The organism is Thermosinus carboxydivorans Nor1 (assembly GCF_000169155.1).
GTDB lineage: Bacteria > Bacillota > Negativicutes > Sporomusales > Thermosinaceae > Thermosinus > Thermosinus carboxydivorans.
The window spans coordinates 21,702-38,167 of record NZ_AAWL01000003.1; the positions used below are offsets into that span (position 1 = coordinate 21,702).

At 47.5% G+C, this 16,466-nt stretch carries 14 protein-coding genes; 10 read left to right on the forward strand and 4 right to left on the reverse strand.

Annotated elements, in window-relative coordinates:
• Window positions 1–129: 129 nt before the first annotated feature.
• The 3 genes from dsrO to TCARDRAFT_RS03040 are packed head-to-tail and all read left to right on the forward strand — an operon-like array spanning window position 130 to window position 5,174.
• Entirely contained in the window at window positions 130–945 is an 816-nt protein-coding gene (gene dsrO / locus TCARDRAFT_RS03030) for a sulfate reduction electron transfer complex DsrMKJOP subunit DsrO (RefSeq protein WP_007288538.1), read from the forward strand.
• Window positions 938–2,182: an NrfD/PsrC family molybdoenzyme membrane anchor subunit gene (gene nrfD / locus TCARDRAFT_RS03035; RefSeq protein WP_007288539.1), complete on the forward strand. Its 1,245-nt coding sequence runs from the start codon at window positions 938–940 to the stop codon at window positions 2,180–2,182. Before dsrO ends, nrfD begins: the two co-directional genes overlap by 8 nt.
• Window positions 2,109–5,174 carry a molybdopterin-dependent oxidoreductase gene (locus tag TCARDRAFT_RS03040; RefSeq protein WP_007288540.1) on the forward strand — a complete coding sequence of 1,022 codons (3,066 nt, stop codon included), beginning with the start codon at window positions 2,109–2,111 and terminating at the stop codon, window positions 5,172–5,174. Before nrfD ends, TCARDRAFT_RS03040 begins: the two co-directional genes overlap by 74 nt.
• Window positions 5,175–5,342: 168 nt before the next feature.
• Here TCARDRAFT_RS03040 and TCARDRAFT_RS03045 read toward each other — a convergent pair whose 3' ends face one another.
• From TCARDRAFT_RS03045 to TCARDRAFT_RS03055, 3 genes are read right to left on the reverse strand one after another with little or no spacing between them, the layout of a single operon-like run.
• Window positions 5,343–6,011, reverse strand: coding sequence for a 3-oxoacid CoA-transferase subunit B (locus TCARDRAFT_RS03045; RefSeq protein WP_007288541.1), 669 nt, complete (start codon window positions 6,009–6,011; stop codon window positions 5,343–5,345).
• Window positions 6,012–6,051: 40 nt separating this feature from the next.
• On the reverse strand, window positions 6,052–6,768 hold the full coding sequence (locus tag TCARDRAFT_RS03050; RefSeq protein ID WP_007288542.1) for a CoA transferase subunit A: 717 nt from the start codon (window positions 6,766–6,768) through the stop codon (window positions 6,052–6,054).
• Window positions 6,765–6,959, reverse strand: a complete 195-nt coding sequence (locus tag TCARDRAFT_RS03055) for a hypothetical protein (protein WP_040682990.1) — start codon at window positions 6,957–6,959, stop codon at window positions 6,765–6,767. Before TCARDRAFT_RS03055 ends, TCARDRAFT_RS03050 begins: the two co-directional genes overlap by 4 nt.
• Before the next feature lie 611 nt (window positions 6,960–7,570).
• On the opposite strand from TCARDRAFT_RS03055, the gene TCARDRAFT_RS03060 reads away from it, so the two are divergent.
• Window positions 7,571–8,155 carry a DUF6036 family nucleotidyltransferase gene (locus tag TCARDRAFT_RS03060; protein WP_007288543.1) on the forward strand — a complete coding sequence of 195 codons (585 nt, stop codon included), beginning with the start codon at window positions 7,571–7,573 and terminating at the stop codon, window positions 8,153–8,155.
• A gap of 63 nt (window positions 8,156–8,218) precedes the next feature.
• Here the strand turns inward: TCARDRAFT_RS03060 and TCARDRAFT_RS15210 are convergent, their stop codons facing one another.
• Window positions 8,219–8,443 (reverse strand): rhodanese-like domain-containing protein, encoded by a 225-nt coding sequence (locus tag TCARDRAFT_RS15210; RefSeq protein ID WP_050769569.1) that lies wholly within the window; start codon window positions 8,441–8,443, stop codon window positions 8,219–8,221.
• A gap of 177 nt (window positions 8,444–8,620) precedes the next feature.
• Between TCARDRAFT_RS15210 and cas6 the strand changes: the two genes are divergently transcribed.
• The 6 genes from cas6 to cas1 all read left to right on the forward strand — a co-directional run bounded on the left by cas6 (window position 8,621) and on the right by cas1 (window position 16,465).
• Entirely contained in the window at window positions 8,621–9,601 is a 981-nt protein-coding gene (gene cas6, locus TCARDRAFT_RS03070; protein ID WP_007288544.1) for a CRISPR system precrRNA processing endoribonuclease RAMP protein Cas6, read from the forward strand.
• Window positions 9,595–10,998 carry a hypothetical protein gene (locus TCARDRAFT_RS03075; RefSeq protein ID WP_007288545.1) on the forward strand — a complete coding sequence of 468 codons (1,404 nt, stop codon included), beginning with the start codon at window positions 9,595–9,597 and terminating at the stop codon, window positions 10,996–10,998. The genes cas6 and TCARDRAFT_RS03075 overlap by 7 nt, the downstream gene beginning before the upstream one ends.
• 7 nt (window positions 10,999–11,005) lie before the next feature.
• Window positions 11,006–12,103 carry a type I-B CRISPR-associated protein Cas7/Cst2/DevR gene (gene cas7i / locus TCARDRAFT_RS03080; protein ID WP_007288546.1) on the forward strand — a complete coding sequence of 366 codons (1,098 nt, stop codon included), beginning with the start codon at window positions 11,006–11,008 and terminating at the stop codon, window positions 12,101–12,103.
• Window positions 12,091–12,864 (forward strand): CRISPR-associated protein Cas5, encoded by a 774-nt coding sequence (cas5, locus tag TCARDRAFT_RS03085; RefSeq protein ID WP_007288547.1) that lies wholly within the window; start codon window positions 12,091–12,093, stop codon window positions 12,862–12,864. The genes cas7i and cas5 overlap by 13 nt, the downstream gene beginning before the upstream one ends.
• An 8-nt stretch (window positions 12,865–12,872) precedes the next feature.
• A complete protein-coding gene (locus tag TCARDRAFT_RS03090) occupies window positions 12,873–15,248 on the forward strand; it encodes a CRISPR-associated helicase/endonuclease Cas3 (RefSeq protein ID WP_007288548.1) in 2,376 nt (791 codons plus the stop codon).
• A gap of 209 nt (window positions 15,249–15,457) precedes the next feature.
• Window positions 15,458–16,465: a CRISPR-associated endonuclease Cas1 gene (gene cas1, locus TCARDRAFT_RS03095; protein WP_007288549.1), complete on the forward strand. Its 1,008-nt coding sequence runs from the start codon at window positions 15,458–15,460 to the stop codon at window positions 16,463–16,465.
• Window position 16,466: the final 1 nt, after the last annotated feature.

Consider the following 16,466-nt stretch of genomic DNA (forward strand, 5'->3'; position numbering starts at 1 on the left):
AAGTTTACGCATGCAACCATTTGTGGTTACCGCGATTTTTCCCGGTTTTGAAGGGCCGATGCAGTTGGCATGAAACATGCAATATACCATACGGACGATTCAGTGTCAGGAACGGAAAGAGGAGGAATTATGGAACAAGACAAAATGAAGCGCCGCAGCTTTCTGAAAAAACTATCGACGACTTTGGCAGCGGCCGTAGCCGCTGCCCCTTCCGTAGCTTCCGCATCGATGAAGATTCCCGGTCGGGATCGCAAGGATCCCCGGTATACCGGTCAGACCGGCAAGCGGTTCGGTATGGTTATTGACTTGCGAAAATGTATTTCCTGTCAGGCCTGCACGGCTGCTTGTAAAATAGAAAACCGCGTACCTGCAGGTTACTATCGGACTTGGGTTGCCGAATTTGAAACCGGTACATACCCGGCGGTGCGTAAAGTGTTTTTGCCTCAATTGTGCAACCATTGCAGCGAACCGGCTTGCGTTTCCGTTTGCCCCACGGGAGCCACCTTTAAACGGGATGACGGCATCGTTGTTGTAGATGATACGATTTGCTGGGGTTGCGGTTACTGCATTAACGCTTGCCCCTATGATAAGCGGTTTTTCAACCCCGTTACCAAAGTGGCTGACAAGTGTACTCTTTGTGCCCATCGGTTGGACCGGGGATTGCTGCCGGCTTGCGTCGAAACCTGTGTTGGCGGCGCCAGGATCTGCGGTGATTTAAACGATCCGAAGAGTGAAGTGAGTCAGCTGTTGCAGAAATTCCCCACCAGTGTTTTGCGTCCGTCGCAAGGTACGGGCCCCATGGTCTTCTATATTCATCTTGACAGAAGGATTCAGGAGGTACCTGTTGCCAGCGCAGCGTTGGAAGACCTGGTTCGGAAACAAGAAGGCACCCTGCGGGGAGAATGGACGACAATTCATACGAAGGAGGCAAGCAAAGGTGAATGAGTTTCTGACAACTCTTTGGAATATTACGCCGGATCGGCCATGGGGGATTGATATTCCCAATTATTTTTGGTTTACCGGGTCGAGTGCGGCTGCCTTCATCATATCCAGTTTTGCCCACGTATTCGGGATGAGAAAATATAAACCCATTGCCGGGTTTTCCTTGCTTCTGGCTTTTGTACTGCTGGTGGTCGCACCTTTTAATCTGATTGACGACTTGCGGCAGCCGGGACGAGTCATTCACTTTTTCTTTTACGGTTGGGAGAACTTTCCTACCTCGCCGATGAAGTGGGGGGTATTGCTGCTGCTGGCGTATCCGCTGTTAATTTTCACTGAAGCTTGCATCATGTACCGGGAAGATCTGATAGGACGAATGCAAACTTCCCGGAACAGTATCATGAAAAAAATATACAAGTTTCTTACTTTTGGCCGTACAGCCATTAACGATACGGAGCGAAAGAAAGATCACAAGTTAAGCTATTGGCTTGGCGCTGCCGGTATACCGCTGGCCCTTTCCGTTCATGGCTATACCGGCTATATTCTTGGCGCCGTCCATGCCTTTCCGCTCTGGCATACGCCTTTAATGCCCGTACTGTTTTTGGCAAGCGCCATGGTGTCAGGCACGGGACTTCTGCTGGTGCTGCTGCCGGTCGTGCAAAAGTTCTTTTCCCCTGTTGGTAAAGTGGATCTGGCGCTAATGGCTGACTTAGGAAAATTATTGGCCTGGTTCATTGTCATCGACTTGGTAATCCGGTTTTTCTGGCTAACGTTTGCCATGCCTTTTAACGGCAGCGAAAAATATGCTCTTTATGAGTTTTTCAGCTACCATCAGTTTGACATTGTGGTCATCGAATATATTATTGGCCTCTTTCTGCCCATGGCGGTCGGTTTCACCGCGCTACGGCAAAAGCTTTCTTTCGTCATGGCCGCAGGCTTCATCAGTGCCGCCGGCGTATGGCTTTTCCGCTGGAACACCGTCATTGGGGGTCAGGGAATGGCCAAATCTACAGGTGGATTGTTAGAGTACCATGCAGCCGTTACCGGACAGGACAGTATTGCGTCCGTATTGGCTAACGGCAGCCTGTTTGTTGCCGTATTATGTCTTGTTATGCTTCTTTTCCCTTGGGGGGATGAGATGAAACGCTATTATGAGAAAGGAGCCTATCATGGATACGAGTCGCCGAAACTTTTTGAAAGCCACGGCGGGAATAGCAGCCGTGGGAGCAATCTCGGGCTATAAGGATATGCTATCTTTGGCCGCCACTTTCCGCGATCAAGGGGAGCGGGCCGCTGATCCTGTTTACGGCAATGCTTTACAACCTGAATACACCGTTAGCGAAGACGGCAAAGTAAATCTCGATCCAGGCTTTAAACTGGTCAATACCATGTGCAATGGCTGCACTACCCATTGCGGTGTCCGCGTTAAAATAGACAAAGCGACCGGCAAGGTGGTACGGGTAACCGGAAATCCATACAATCCGCTCTCCAGCCATCCGTGGCTTGAATTCAATACAGAGATCAAAGAGAGTCTTGCATGGACGGCAGGAGGCGGTGATAAGAAAACCAACCGTTCTACGGTGTGTGCCCGCGGCAACAGCGTCTTTGACAAAATTCACGATCCTTACCGGGTTTTGACGCCTCTCAAGCGGGTAGGCAAACGGGGCGAGAACAAATGGCAACCCATTTCGCTTGAACAAGCCATCAAGGAAATCGTCGAAGGGGGAGACCTCTTTGGCGAAGGTCATGTGGACGGCCTGGCCGCCATACGAGACACCACTACCTTGATTGATCCCGATAATCCGGATTATGGTCCCAAATCGCAGCAGCTTGGTTGTATCGGCGCCGTTGATGATGGGCGGCAAAATTTTGTCGTCCAGCGGTTTCTTATGGCCTTCGGTACAAAAAATATGGCCAATCACACTTCTATCTGCGGCCTTTCAATGCGGGCCGGCAGCGCCGCTTTTCTGGGCGATTTTGAAAAGTACCCCCATTTAAAACCAGACTTTGACGAATGCGAATTTCTTATCAACTGGGGGACGGCTCCTGGGCAGGCAGGTAATCCTTTTAAATTAATGGGAAAACTGCTTGCCAATGCCCGGGCTGAAAAGAAATTACGTTATGTTACCATTACACCTATCTTAACCAACAGCGATACCATTGCTACAGACCGTTCGACGTGGATCCCGATAAAACCGCAGGGTGATCTGGCGCTGGCCATGGGGATGATTCGCTGGATTATTGAAAACAAGCGGTATAACGAAGCCTATTTGTCGATACCGAGTGCGGAAGCGATGAAGCAGTACAAAGAGGGCAGTTTTACCAACGCTTCCCATCTGGTGGTCGTGGAAAAAGGCCATCCGTTAGAAGGAAAGTTTTTGTTCAAAGAAGTTCCGCCGGTTAAAGAAGGCGAGGAGCCGGGCAAGATTTTCTACTGTATTGACCACGCGACCGGAGAATTGGCTCTTGTCACCCAGACAAGCAAAGCAAGACTAAGTGTGGATCAGAAAGTAACCATCGACGGGCAAAGCATTGCTGTAAAGTCGTCGTTTAAGCTGCTGGAAGAAGCGGCCATGCAAAAAACGCTGCACGAATACAGTGAGATTAGCGGTGTGCCCTTGAAAGATCTGATATGGCTGGCCGACGAGTTTACCAGTCATGGCCGTAAGGTTGGGATCCATTGCCATGGGGGAACCATGCACACTACCGGATTTTATACTACCTACGCTATTCTGACGCTGACGGCTCTCGTCGGCGCTGTCGGATACAAAGGGGGCATGAGTACCGGCGGCGGCAAATTCGCTGATTGGCAAGGACCGCGGTATGATCTTTTTGCTTATCCTAATAAGCCGAAAATATCCGGCATCCGCCTGGACCGCACCCGCAGCCCTTATGAAAAGAGTAGTGAATACAAGCGCAAAAAGGCCCAAGGCAAGCCTTATCCGGCTGAAGACCAGTGGTACCCGTTTACTAACTCGGTGGAAACAGAGTTTCTTAATGCATCGATAAATGGTTATCCATACCGGTTAAAAGCGCTGCTCCTCTATAATGCTTCCTTTATTTACGGCACATCGGGGGCCAAGTTTCTAGCGGAAAAGCTGAAAGATCCCAAGGCGTCCATTCCGCTGATTATATCAGTTGATCCTTTTATCAACGAAACTTCGCAGTTAGCGGACTATATCATTCCTGACAGCGTTATGTATGAAACTTGGGGTGTGTTAGGACCGTGGCACGGTACGCTGACCAAAGCCAGTGTTATCCGGTACCCGGTTGTGGAACCAAGAACGGCCAAAACGGCCAATGGTGAACCGATTTGTCTGGACAGTTTTCTCATCGAACTGGGCAAGGCATTGAAACTTCCCGGCTTCGGCGATAAGGCAATTAAGGGGACGGACGGGAAGCTGTATCCATTGCATCGTCCCGAAGATGTCTATTTGCGGGTGTTTGAAAACATTGCTTTGGATGGTACGCCCGTACCGGATATTAGCGACGAAGAATTAGAGATATGCGGATTGAATGAGTGGCGTGAAAGATTACAAAACGTGTGTGGCGAAAACTGGCGTAAGGTAGCTTACATCATGGCAAGGGGCGGCCGGTATGAATCGAAGTCCAAAGCATATGATGGTGAGCTGTTGGCAAAACGCTACCCCAAGGCGATTCAAATCTATAACGAAACGGTAGGTACAACCCGCAACGCTTTAACCGGCGAGCGCTACAGCGGTGTTCCGCTGTATTACGAGCCCCGTCTTACGGACGGTACGCCGCTGGCCCACGTTGCCGACCCGGCCCAATATCCTTTCCTGGCATTTAGTTATAAGTCTCACGTGGTATCAGCGGCCTCAGCTTCCTCCGAACAAATACGGGAAATTCGGTATACCAACTATATTGATATTAATACAGAGACGGGTAATAAGCTGGGGCTAAAAGACGGCGACACAATTAAGCTTAGATCTCCGCACGGTACCTTAACCGGCGTCTGCCGGCTGCGGCAAGGGATCCATCCTCAAGCCGTCGGGGTTGAACATGGCTTCGGCCGCTTTGGGGAAGGCGCTGCCGACGTTGTAGTGGGAGATCAAGTGATGAAACTGTCGAAAAGCCGGGCGTCCGGCGCCTGGATTAACCAATTGGGTATGTTTGATCCAAGCCGCAAGGGCCGACAGCCTTTAGCTGATTTTGCTTGTGGTTCCAATGCGCGCCAAGCTGTTCCGGTTACAATTGAAAAAGTGAAGGCATAATGGTATTACAAAAAAATCCAAGACCGGTTTATAGCGGTCTTGGATTTTTCTTCGTGCGCCCGGCATGGGCACTGACACGGTAGAGTAAATGGGATAGGCGCGGGGCGAAGGTCAGTGCTCTTATCCGGGGAGGCCTACCGGCAAGCCGGCAACCCGGGCCGAGATTTTTTACGGATGCAGCCGGTATTCACAAAGATCATCGGCTACGGTGAATTCTGCTGTCGTAATGTTTTTAATGTCCTGTACCGTCAGACCGGGCACAATTTCCTTTAGCACCAATCCCTGGGGTGTTACGTTAAACACCGCCTTGTCAGTAATGATAACGTCTACTACGCCCTTGCCGGTAAGGGGCAGACTGCATTTTTTCATCACTTTGGAATTGCCCTTCTTGTCAGTGTGCTGCAAAGTGGCAACGACTTTGCGCGCTCCCCCGACAAGGTCCATGGCGCCGCCCATCCCCGGCGAATATTTGCCCGGCGCGATGGGCATAGCCCAGTTGGCGATATTCCCCTCCTGGTCCACCTCCAGGGCGCCTAGGATAGTCGTATCAACATGACCGCCACGAATAATGCAGAACGAGGTAGCCAGATCAAAAATCGACGCTCCGGGCATGAGCGTGATTGGTTGCCCGCCAGCGTTGGCGATGTCGGCGTCTTGCTCGCCCAGTTTGGGAGTGGGGCCAAACATTAGACAGCCGTTTTCCGACTGCAAAATTACGTTGATGCCGGCTGGGATATAATTTGCTACCGCTGTCGGAATGCCAAACCCTAGGTTTACCACTTCTCCGTCGCTTAGTTCCAATGCTGCTCTGCGCGCAATCATTTCTCTAAAATCCATCGTGCATGAACCTCCTTGCATAAAAATTTGGCCGAAAAAATCAGCTTAAGCGGCCCGTCCGCACCCACAAGTCCTTAAAAATTTCCTGATGCTCGGCAAAGGTGTATCCCTGCACGACCGCTTTGACAAAGATGCCGGGTGTGCCTACCCGCTCTGGTTCAATATCTCCCACTTCGACAATTTCGTTAACTTCCGCCACTGTATAGTCGGCGGCCATGGCGAGAATGGGGTTGGAGTTAATCGACACGCCACGGTACTGGACGTTGCCCAGCCGGTCAGCGCGGTAGCCTTTGATGAAGGCGAAGTCTGCCCGGAGAGGCAGTTCCAACAGGTATTCTTTACCGTTAATTGTCAGTTTCTGCTTGCCTTCTTCCACCAGCGTCCCAACGCCGATCGGGGTCAGCACGCCGCCTAAGCCTGCGCCGCCGGCCCGGATTTTCTCGATCCATGTGCCCATTGGATAGAACTCTACCTCTAATTCGCCGCTTTTGTAGATTTCGAGAGCTTCCGGGCATGTGCCCGTATGGGCGGTAATAAATTTTTTTACTTGTTTGTTCTTAAACAGCGGGGCCAAATCGAACCCGCCGCCGGGGTAGGAGTTGACGACGGCAATTAAGGTAAGGTCCTTGACTTGTCGTTCAACCAGTTTTTCAATACACTTCAGCGGCGCACCCACTCCCAGAAAACCGCCGATCATAATGGTAGCGCCATCATGAACCTTTTCCATGACTTTGTCCAAATCCATAACCTTGTTCATATTCCCTCTCCTTTCGTATTGTTAGTATGAGCCAGCTGTTGTAGCGCTGCGTTTTTCCGGTGCTGGGCGATGAGCGTCAGCCCAATGCCGGCAATGCTTAAAACAGCGGCAATTACAAACGCTTGAGTATAATGGCTGTTATTGAACTCCTTAACCCGTGCTACATTACGGTCCGCATTGAACATCGGCACAATGGCGCCGTCTGCTTTTTTGAGGAAAGCGATGGTCGGTTTCCAGTGTCGGCGCGACTTCCTGTATCAACAGGCGTGGCCGGCGTAGCCTAGCAGTGGCGTATCCGCAGAAATGGCGCATCATTCGTACAACTAAGGTTATTTTATCATAGTATCGTTAATTGTGAAAATAGTTACAAATAATATAATAGGCAAAATAGAGTAGAGTCCGTATAATTGTGTAAAAAGGAATTATTAAAAAAAGAGCCAATTTAAAATCCTCAGTTAGAATGAAGCGCCAACAACATTCAACGAGCTGAGGGCTTTTTACATATAAATTAGGACTTGATCCCATAAAGTTTATAAAATGTTGTAAAATATTATTAAGAAGAGATTAACGAGCAAGGACGTGAAATTATGAGTGACAGTATAGACTTAAATGCTGCTCTTAATCGCACCAAAAATTTATATGTCAAACTTCCACGCGCAACTCGCCCGGCGCGGAAGTATCGCCCCATCAGCTCCCGAACTCCGGAAGAAGCCAGGGCATTGGCCCGGGCGGTATATTATTCATTGAAAAAAGCGGAAGAAACGGGGTATATCGTAAAAGTACCAGGAGGATATAAAATGTCGTGGAAACCAGAGAAAGAATAATTAGAGCCGCCAATATTAAAGATCCGTTGGAACGGCAAATGACAGTGGCGGCTTTAATAGCAACCGAACTTGAAAAAAAAGGTACCAAAGTGGTCTTGGTCGGCGGATCGGCGGTAGAATTTTATACAGCCGCAAACTATTTAACTCGGGATATTGATTTTATTGCTACAAGACCTGATGATATAAAAGAGGTTATGACTGGCTTGGGCTTCAAAAACGAAGGTGGAACATGGTATTTACCTGAAAATCCCAACATAGTCGTTGAATTTCCCAAGGGCCCGCTTGGTGGTGATTGGAATCGAGTTCAGAATGTGACGTTGCCAGATGGGACAAATGTTAATGTTATAGGCATCGAAGATATTCTAATAGATAGAGCTTGTGCAGTAAAATATTGGAATGATCCGGAAGAGTGGCTCAACTATTTGATGGTAGGAAATTTCGAGCATATAGATTGGGACTATTTAAGCAAACGTTCTCGGGAAATGGACTGCGTTGAAATTATAAATAAAAGTAAGGAATGGGCTAAAATACAGAGAGAAACTTTTTTTAACGAAAACGTATAAATAAACAATTGTAAAGAAAAGAGCAGCTTTTGCGCGAGGCAGGCTGCTCTTTTTATATCATCGTCACTTTTCTACCGGCCCCGGCCAGTGGTTCATGCCGCCGAGGACGTTGTATACATTGGTGAAGCCGTTGTTTCGTAGTAGTTTGGTGGCCTGGCTGCTGCGGTTGCCGCTGCGGCAGATGACCAGCACCTTTTTGCGGCGAAGATCATGTAGAAATGACGCGGCTGCCGGCCGAAATTGAAACAGTGAACGACATTTCCCGGGAAATATTGTAAAAAGTGCCATGGGGTGTCGACTCAATGGGGAAAATGGTGTGGTGAAGCGTAGTGAAGTAAGGGATGGATATTAATTGGGCTGAAGTAGGGAAATTTGGAATAATTTTGCAGGAAATTATGACAAAATATGGAATGGTATAAATTAGTAATATTTAGATATTTTCCTCGTTGTAAAGGGGGCTAATAATTGTTTACTGATTTTCACGTTGCGCGCTACGAGGTGGTGCTGGAAGCCGGGCCGAAGGGCTTGCTGCTGCCGCCGTATAAAGGCTCTACCCTGCGCGGCGGCTTTGGCCATGTTTTTCGCCGCATTTGTTGCAGTCAGACAGAAACAGGTTGCTTGCAGTGTATGTTGGCACAAGCCTGTGCTTATGGGCAAATTTTTGAGCCGTCGCCACCGGCCGGCAGTGCTGTGCTGAAAAACCTTTCCGATATTCCCCGGCCTTTTGTCATTGAACCGCCGTTAGAGACCAAAACGCTTTACGCGCCGGGGGAACAGCTCAGGTTTGGCCTTGTTTTAATTGGACAAGCTATCCAGTATTTACCCTATTTTGTTCTAACTTTTAAGGAGTTAGGCAATATTGGGCTGGGAAAAGGGCGTTTGCCGTTTGTTTTGGCGGACTTTCGGGCAGTGATGGCCGATGGCCGGGTTGTTCCTGTTTATAACCGGGCGACCAACATGGTGACGCCGGGTAATGCGGGCGTCACGCTGGGGGAGTTAACGGCGGGAGAGACCTTTGCGGCTGATAAACTCGTGATAAACTTTGTAACCATGACCCGGCTAAAATATGAGCACAATCTCGTTACGACGGTACCTTTTCATGTGCTTATTCGCAACTTGCTTCGCCGCATTAGTACGCTCTATTATTTCTTCCACGGCTATCGGCAAGAAGATGTCGATTACCGGCGGCTTATTGCCGAAGCGGAGACGGTGGACACCGCCCATGCCAGCCTGCGGCTGGTCGACTGGGAGCGTTATTCGCACCGGCAGGAAACAAAAATGAACATGGGCGGCTTGGTCGGGGAAATCGTTTATGCAGGCGACATTGCTCCGTTTTGGCCGCTGCTGAAGCTCGGGGAAGTAATCCATGTCGGTAAAGGGTGCGTGTTTGGGCTGGGCAAATATGAGGTGAAAAGCGAAAGAAGAGAGGAGGGATCAATATGCTAAGATATACCGGGCATCCATTTGTCGATGTGGGCATAGCGGTTATGGAAAGTCTCTTAAGGCCCAAGGAATGTCATGCGTTTACTAGAAAAGATTTAAAATTTGCGGCTGATTGGCTGATCCGCATCTATGAGCGTAAGGATTTGAGAGGATACTTAACTGTTCATTTTCCTAATTCCGGCTGGTGTAATCCGACAATCAAAGAGGCTAAAAAGGAAGAATATATCAAAAAAGTGCTTTTCTCCTATGATGCTCCACCGCTGGAGCCAGAGCGGTCTTGTGCATTTTGCAGCAACAAGGCGCAGCTTCTGGCCGATCGTCAACATATACCGTTGCTCACAGGAGCTACTGTTTTGGTTACGGCACCTGGCGGCGTAGCCGGTTTGCCGGTATGCGGGTACTGCTTGATGGCCGTACAGTTCTATCCTCTAGGAACTAAGAAAGTAGACGGGCGTCCGCTATTTTGGTGGACAGTCGAACCTGAGTTGACGTTTGCTTTGGTTAGTAATACTTTTGGTGAGTTTAGGCAAAGTTTAGCAGTTACGGAAGATAAGGTCATTAATTTTAAATGGCCCTACACACGTCTGATGGAAGATGCTCGCAGAGTGTTGGAAGAATATGATCTGATGGGTGAAGATAAACCTTTAGCAGATTGCATTGGGTATCACGTCACTAATTACGGGTCAGAACCTGATTTTGAGCAATACCATATCCCAAAAGAATTGCTGGAGTTTTGGCGTGACCTAAAATTTGCTCCTGAAGCAGTACGTTTAGTTCATAGTCAGATTGAAAAAAAGTCCTGGGAAGCGGAAAAGGAAAAAGGTGGTGGCAAAAAACAAAAGGCTAAACAAGGAAACCAAAGCGGTGAACATATTGTTTCGCGGCGTAACTTTTATTATGAGGCGTTAGGGCGTGCGTTTAAAGAACGCGATTGGAAGAAAGAAGTACGCAACATAGTGACAAGATTTTATCTTAATACAGAGCAAGAAAATTTACATCTAAACAATTTTCAACTATGTGAAATGTTCTTGCAAAGGGTGGGTGGCATGGAGAAGCAGCGGTTGGATATCATTAGGGATATTAGTGACCGAATAATTGAAGTTTTGGTCTTAGGCAATAACGATGTTCGGTGGTTGAACGACCTTTATAACCGGGAAATGTTACCTCAAGAGTTTTTGCGATATTTAGTCAGAGTGCAAAAGGAGTTATCCCGGTTTGGTAAACCAATTTCGTATGATAGCATTTTACTCATGTTTGACATGGCCTCTGAAGATGACGCCAATATTAAAGACGCATATCTTATAAGGTCGTTAATGTTGATACGGATGTTTGAGCGAGTAGTTAAAGAGAAACAGGATTTGCTTGAAAAAATGAGTGATAGCGAAAGTGATGGGAGGTAGAAAGGATATGGCATACTTATCCGGATTATTACTAATTGATTGTCCGGCTTCCGCGTTGAACAACGCCGGCAAAAAAGATGGCATGAACACCGATAACGCTATTGCTGTTAAAGCTATTAAAAGTAAGGACGGGATTTATCCATATGTTTCAGCCCAAGCTTTCCGTTACTGGTGGCGGGAAAGTCTGAAAGACATACCGGGTTGGACAGCATCGCCTATTTACCGCGAAAGCGATATAGCCTATACTGATGCCAATCCAATCATATACGCGGAAGACGACTTGTTTGGTTATATGCGCGCTCCGTCAACTAAGAGAGATGCTCAGAAACAGCGAGAGGAAAGTAATCTTTTGGCAAACGCAACAGCGGTTGAGTCGGGCGTCACTTTAACGCGACAGTCTCCTCTTAAAGTGAGTACGTTAGTATCAGTAGCACCGCTAAAAGAAATTACCAATGATTATGGAGTAATGTCGCGGCACGAGGGGTATCCGGTGCCATTTTATCATGAGTTTTATCGCACGACCTTACAAGGTTTATTTTCGTTGGATTTAGCTATGATAGGGCGGTTTTACCATATCCAGCGTACGGGCTATAAACACTTGGATGAAGTGCGCGTCAGTCTCGCAAAAGAAAGAGGGCTGGAAGCTTATGATAATGGCAAGGCCTATCAACTACCGATTAATGAGCGGCTTCACCGGGTAGAAATGTTGCTGAAAGGTTTAAGCCGGATTACCGGCGGAGCAAAATTGGCATTGCATTATACTGATGTTACACCTCGTCTCTGTGTGATGGCCGTGGCCAAGGGAGGCAACCACCTATTTTCGACATTTATCGGTGCAAATAATAAGGGACAAGTAATAATCAAGACCGAGGCACTTAAAGAAATTGCCCGAGTCTACAAAGAGGAGCTGCTTAGCGGTATTTACGTGGGATTACCGCAAGGATACCTGGATGAACAACGGGAGGAACTAGAGCAGGCTCTCCAGGAGATTGCGACAAATAAGGCTATCTATGGTGATCGGGTAACATTCCTAGGGCATCCACGGGAAGCGATTGAGGCTTTTATTGCCGAATTAAAACGGGAAAGTTCAGTATGGCTGGCATAGTTGACGTGTTAAAGATTGAAATGAGTGCTATGACAGCCTCGTTTCGCTATCCCCATGTCATGATCGGCCGGTTACCTACTTTTGAGATGCCGCCTCCTGCTACCATCTATGGTCATCTTTGCGGGGTTTGGGGAGAATGGTTTAATCCTGGGGACCTTGAGTTTTCTTATGTTTTTACACATGGTGGTATTGGCGAAGATGTAGAACTAGGCCATATGATTGAGTTTGGTTCAGGACGAAGTGAAAAGACGCTGGGTGGGTTGCCCAAAAATATGAAAGGAAGCTTAAATCCCCAGCGTAGGCAATTTTTGTTCCGACCACGGATGACGCTATACTTAAAAGGTGACGATAAAATATTACAACGGTTGGAACAGGCTTTTAAATCGCCCGCTTTTGCTTATATATTGGGAAGAAGCCAAGATTTGGCTACTGTTCATAGCATTACATGGGCTCGACTTAAACAAGCTTCTGGGGCGTTTTTTGCCAATACCTTACTGCCGTGGACGTTGCGGCAATGGGTATCAGTTGGCAGACCGGTTTACATGCCAAAATGGATCAATTATCATAAATTGCGAGAACCGGTATTTGAACGATATCTGGAGATTGATGACCGGCCGCTGCGAATATTTGGTGAGGGAGTAGAAGAAGATGTATTTAGCATAGAACCCTTTGCCAACCTGCTGGTAGACGAAAGTGATACGAGAACTTTTTTAGGGCGTGAATTGCCACGGGGCGTTTGGTTTCATTCCTGGGGGAGGTAGCTAACAAGTTGCTGGATAAGGGGCTTAAACAATCCCTGGGGGATATTTGGGCTAAATCGCCGCCGGGTCCTGACGAAACAGCGGCTTCCTTGGTGGATCATATTTTTGCTGTTTTGGCTCAGATGGGAGACTACATTCGTTTATATGAAGAAGAATTGCGGTCTGTAAAACACATCGACTTGCCTCGTGTTCTGCTTTATGCCGCATTATTACACGATTTCGGCAAAATTCATCCCCGCTTTCAACAGCAGTTGCGGGGGTATTGCCGTTTTGGCCTGCGGCACGAAGTGCTCAGTCTGGCCTTTTTACAGTATCTTGACATACCGCCATTTGAGCGGGGGTATCTGGCGGCCGCAATCGTCTTACATCATAAAGGTTGGCGTACACTTACGGTAGGTGAAGGGTCAACAGTAGCTTATTATAACCGGTATGTACCGGTTGACGCGATTGCCCCATTAGCGGAGCTAACGGCCGATTTATCCCAGGATAAAATAGGTGGCTTAAAACGGCTGCTGGCTGATAGTGCAAATATAATTAAGAATGTGACCGGTCTGACGATTAAGCCTTATGACTATAAGCCAACATCGGCAATTGATCTGCGTACCGCAATCTACCAATCTTTTCAGGATGCCGAAACAATTGTATTACAACTAAAAAAGCAAAATCGGGGACATCGACATGCTGCAATTGATTGGCCAAAAGCATACATCGGTTTTTTGCTTCGCGGGCTAATGATCGCGGCTGATCACCTAGCCAGTGCGGCGAAGGTTGACTTACAAACCGGTTTTAGTAATGTAGAAGAAGTTTTGACAGCGTTAAACATAAAGCTGGATAATCTATGGGAGCACCAACGTTTGCTTGCGAAAACCGAAGGCAATGCGATCTTGATTGCGCCGACAGGAACGGGCAAAACGGAGAGCGCTTTATTATGGGCCGCGTTGCAGAGGGATAAGAACAAGACTTGCGGGAGAGTATTCTTTCTCTTGCCTTATCGGGCGAGTATGCAGGCCATGGCCGCGAGGTTAGGGATGGTTTTTGGTAAAGATGCCGTTGCTATTATTCATGGAAAAAGCTTAATCTACCTATACGAAAAACTATTAGACCAGGAATACAGTCCCGCTAATGCCTTGGTAACAGCTAAGCAACAAGAGGCTCTTAACAGGCTCAACGTAGCTTTTTTACGGGTCTGCAGCCCTTATCAGCTTATTAAAAGTTTTTTCGCGCAAAAAGGATATGAAACCATTATCTGTTCGGCACTTAGCGCTCAGTTAGTGTTCGATGAGATACATGCTTACGACCCCAAAATAACTGCGATGTTACTGGTTGCTGCCCAATTTCTATGTGAGCGGTTCAATGCTAGGGTTTTGTTTATGAGCGCAACCTTGCCTAGTCACTTGTTGCAATCGATACAAAAGATGTTTCCAAGTATAAGGGCGCCTGTAAAACCTGCGGTAGATTGGCTTAAACAGGTCAAGCGCCATAGAATATCGCGACTGCCGTTTGCTTCTCTTTCTCCGGAAACTGTTCAGCATATTAAGGCCGCTGCTAAAAATAAATCCGTTCTGGCCGTGGTCAATCGGGTTGACCGTGCTATAAGGCTAGCCAATATGCTACGAAAAGAAATTAGCGATGTAGTACTGCTACACAGCCGTTTTAATGCCCGCGACCGAAGCAGAAAAGAAAAACAGTTAGCTCCTAAACCTGGGCATGTCTTGGTAGCGACCCAGGTTGTAGAAGTTTCACTTGACATTGATTATGATATTGGTTTTTTTGAACCAGCACCTTTGGAAGCGCTATTACAACGGATGGGGCGTGTAAATCGCCACGGAAAACAGGTGCATCCTGCTGACGTGTATATTTTTAGCCCGCCGGAAGGCAACGTAACTGATGATTGGGCGAAGCCATACGATGCTGAACATCTTTCTCAAGTGCTTCAAGTAATAAACGATTTTCTAGGTAGCAGCCACTGCAGAATATGGGATGAAAGCATGACTCAAAGTCTTCTGGATAGCTCCTACCCCGAAACTTTAAAGCGTAAGCTGGCAGATGAATTAGATCGTGCTGTTTACGAGTTTGACCAGTCTTTTGCGCAACAATTGCTTCCCTATGGCCTGCAAAGTGCCGATACGCTTAAGGAACTACAAGCGCAATGGGATAGATTATTTAATGGAGTTGAGGTCTTGCCGGAAAGCTTGGTTTCGGAGGCCTATTCATGCAGTAATTATCTAGAGGTTGCCCAGCTATTAGTACCAATATCAATTGGTCAATTACGGCGGTTACAAACTTTAGGCAAAGTTTACTATGATAATACTTTAAAAGTTTCTATTGTTCAAAGTGATTATACCGCTGACTTGGGTTTAACCTTAGATGCGGAACCTGATTAGGGGTGAGAGAATGTCTTTACCCGCCCATACGAAACAGGCTAAATGACATCTTTCGGGAGTAACCTCGAAAAAGCGACCAGCGATGGTCGCTTTTTTTATTATAAAAATAAATATCGTGTAATAATTTTCCATTTTATGAGGAAGAATAAGGAAAAAGGCATTTAGAAACGAATAAGCCAGTTTTTCCAATCTTCGGATGGTGGTATTTAATGCATCTATTTATCTCAAATTATGGGGCGTTTATCGGCAAGAAAAGTGAACGGCTAATGGTAAAAGAAAACGGAAAAGTGGTAGGCGAGTATCCTTTTCATGACCTTGAACACATCACCATCGACAGCCTCGGCGTTACCATTTCCAGTGACGCTATTAAAGAATGTTCCGAACATGGGATAACCATCAGTTTCATGACTCCGGGCGGAGATTCATATGCCCTGTTGTACCAACCCACGCTTAACGGTACAGTCCTGACCCGGCGTGAGCAATTGTTCGCTTACCGGGATGAGCGAGGAATTGAGATGGCAAAGTGCTTTGTCAAAGGCAAGATTGGCAACCAGATCAATACCGTGAAATACTTTGCCAAGTACCGGAAAACGGCTAACCCCGCGGAATATAAGGCCGTATGCAGTTTGGTGGACGAGATGGCGATGTTGGCCGGCACGCTTCCGCAAATAAAGGGAACCTGCATTGACGAGGTGCGGGGTAGTATTATGGCACTGGAAGGACGTATAAGTAACTTGTATTGGGAGTGTGTTAAACTGTTATTCTCCGGGAATGTTCAGTTTCCCGGACGGGAACATCGGGGCGCGCAGGATCCGGTTAATTCACTGCTCAATTATGGCTATGCCATTTTAGCTAATCAGGTAGAACGGGCACTTGTAATGGCCGGGCTTGACCCCTTCGGCGGTTTTTTGCATGTTGACCGCCCGGGCAAAAAGAGTTTGGTCTATGACTTTATCGAGGAATTTCGGCAACCGGTGGTGGATCGCGCGGTCATTGCCGCCGTTAATAAGGGTATGGACATAAAAATAGAAGACGGATTGCTTGATTTGGCTACGCGCAAGAGCCTCGCCGCTAAAATCATTGAACGGCTGGAGGCGAGTGAACGGTTTCAAGGCCGCAAACAGTCACTAAAAACTATCATCCAGGCGCAGGCTAGAAGGATTGCTACTTTCCTGCGCGGTGAGGCTAAGTACAAACCATTTATCTGCGGGTGGTAGT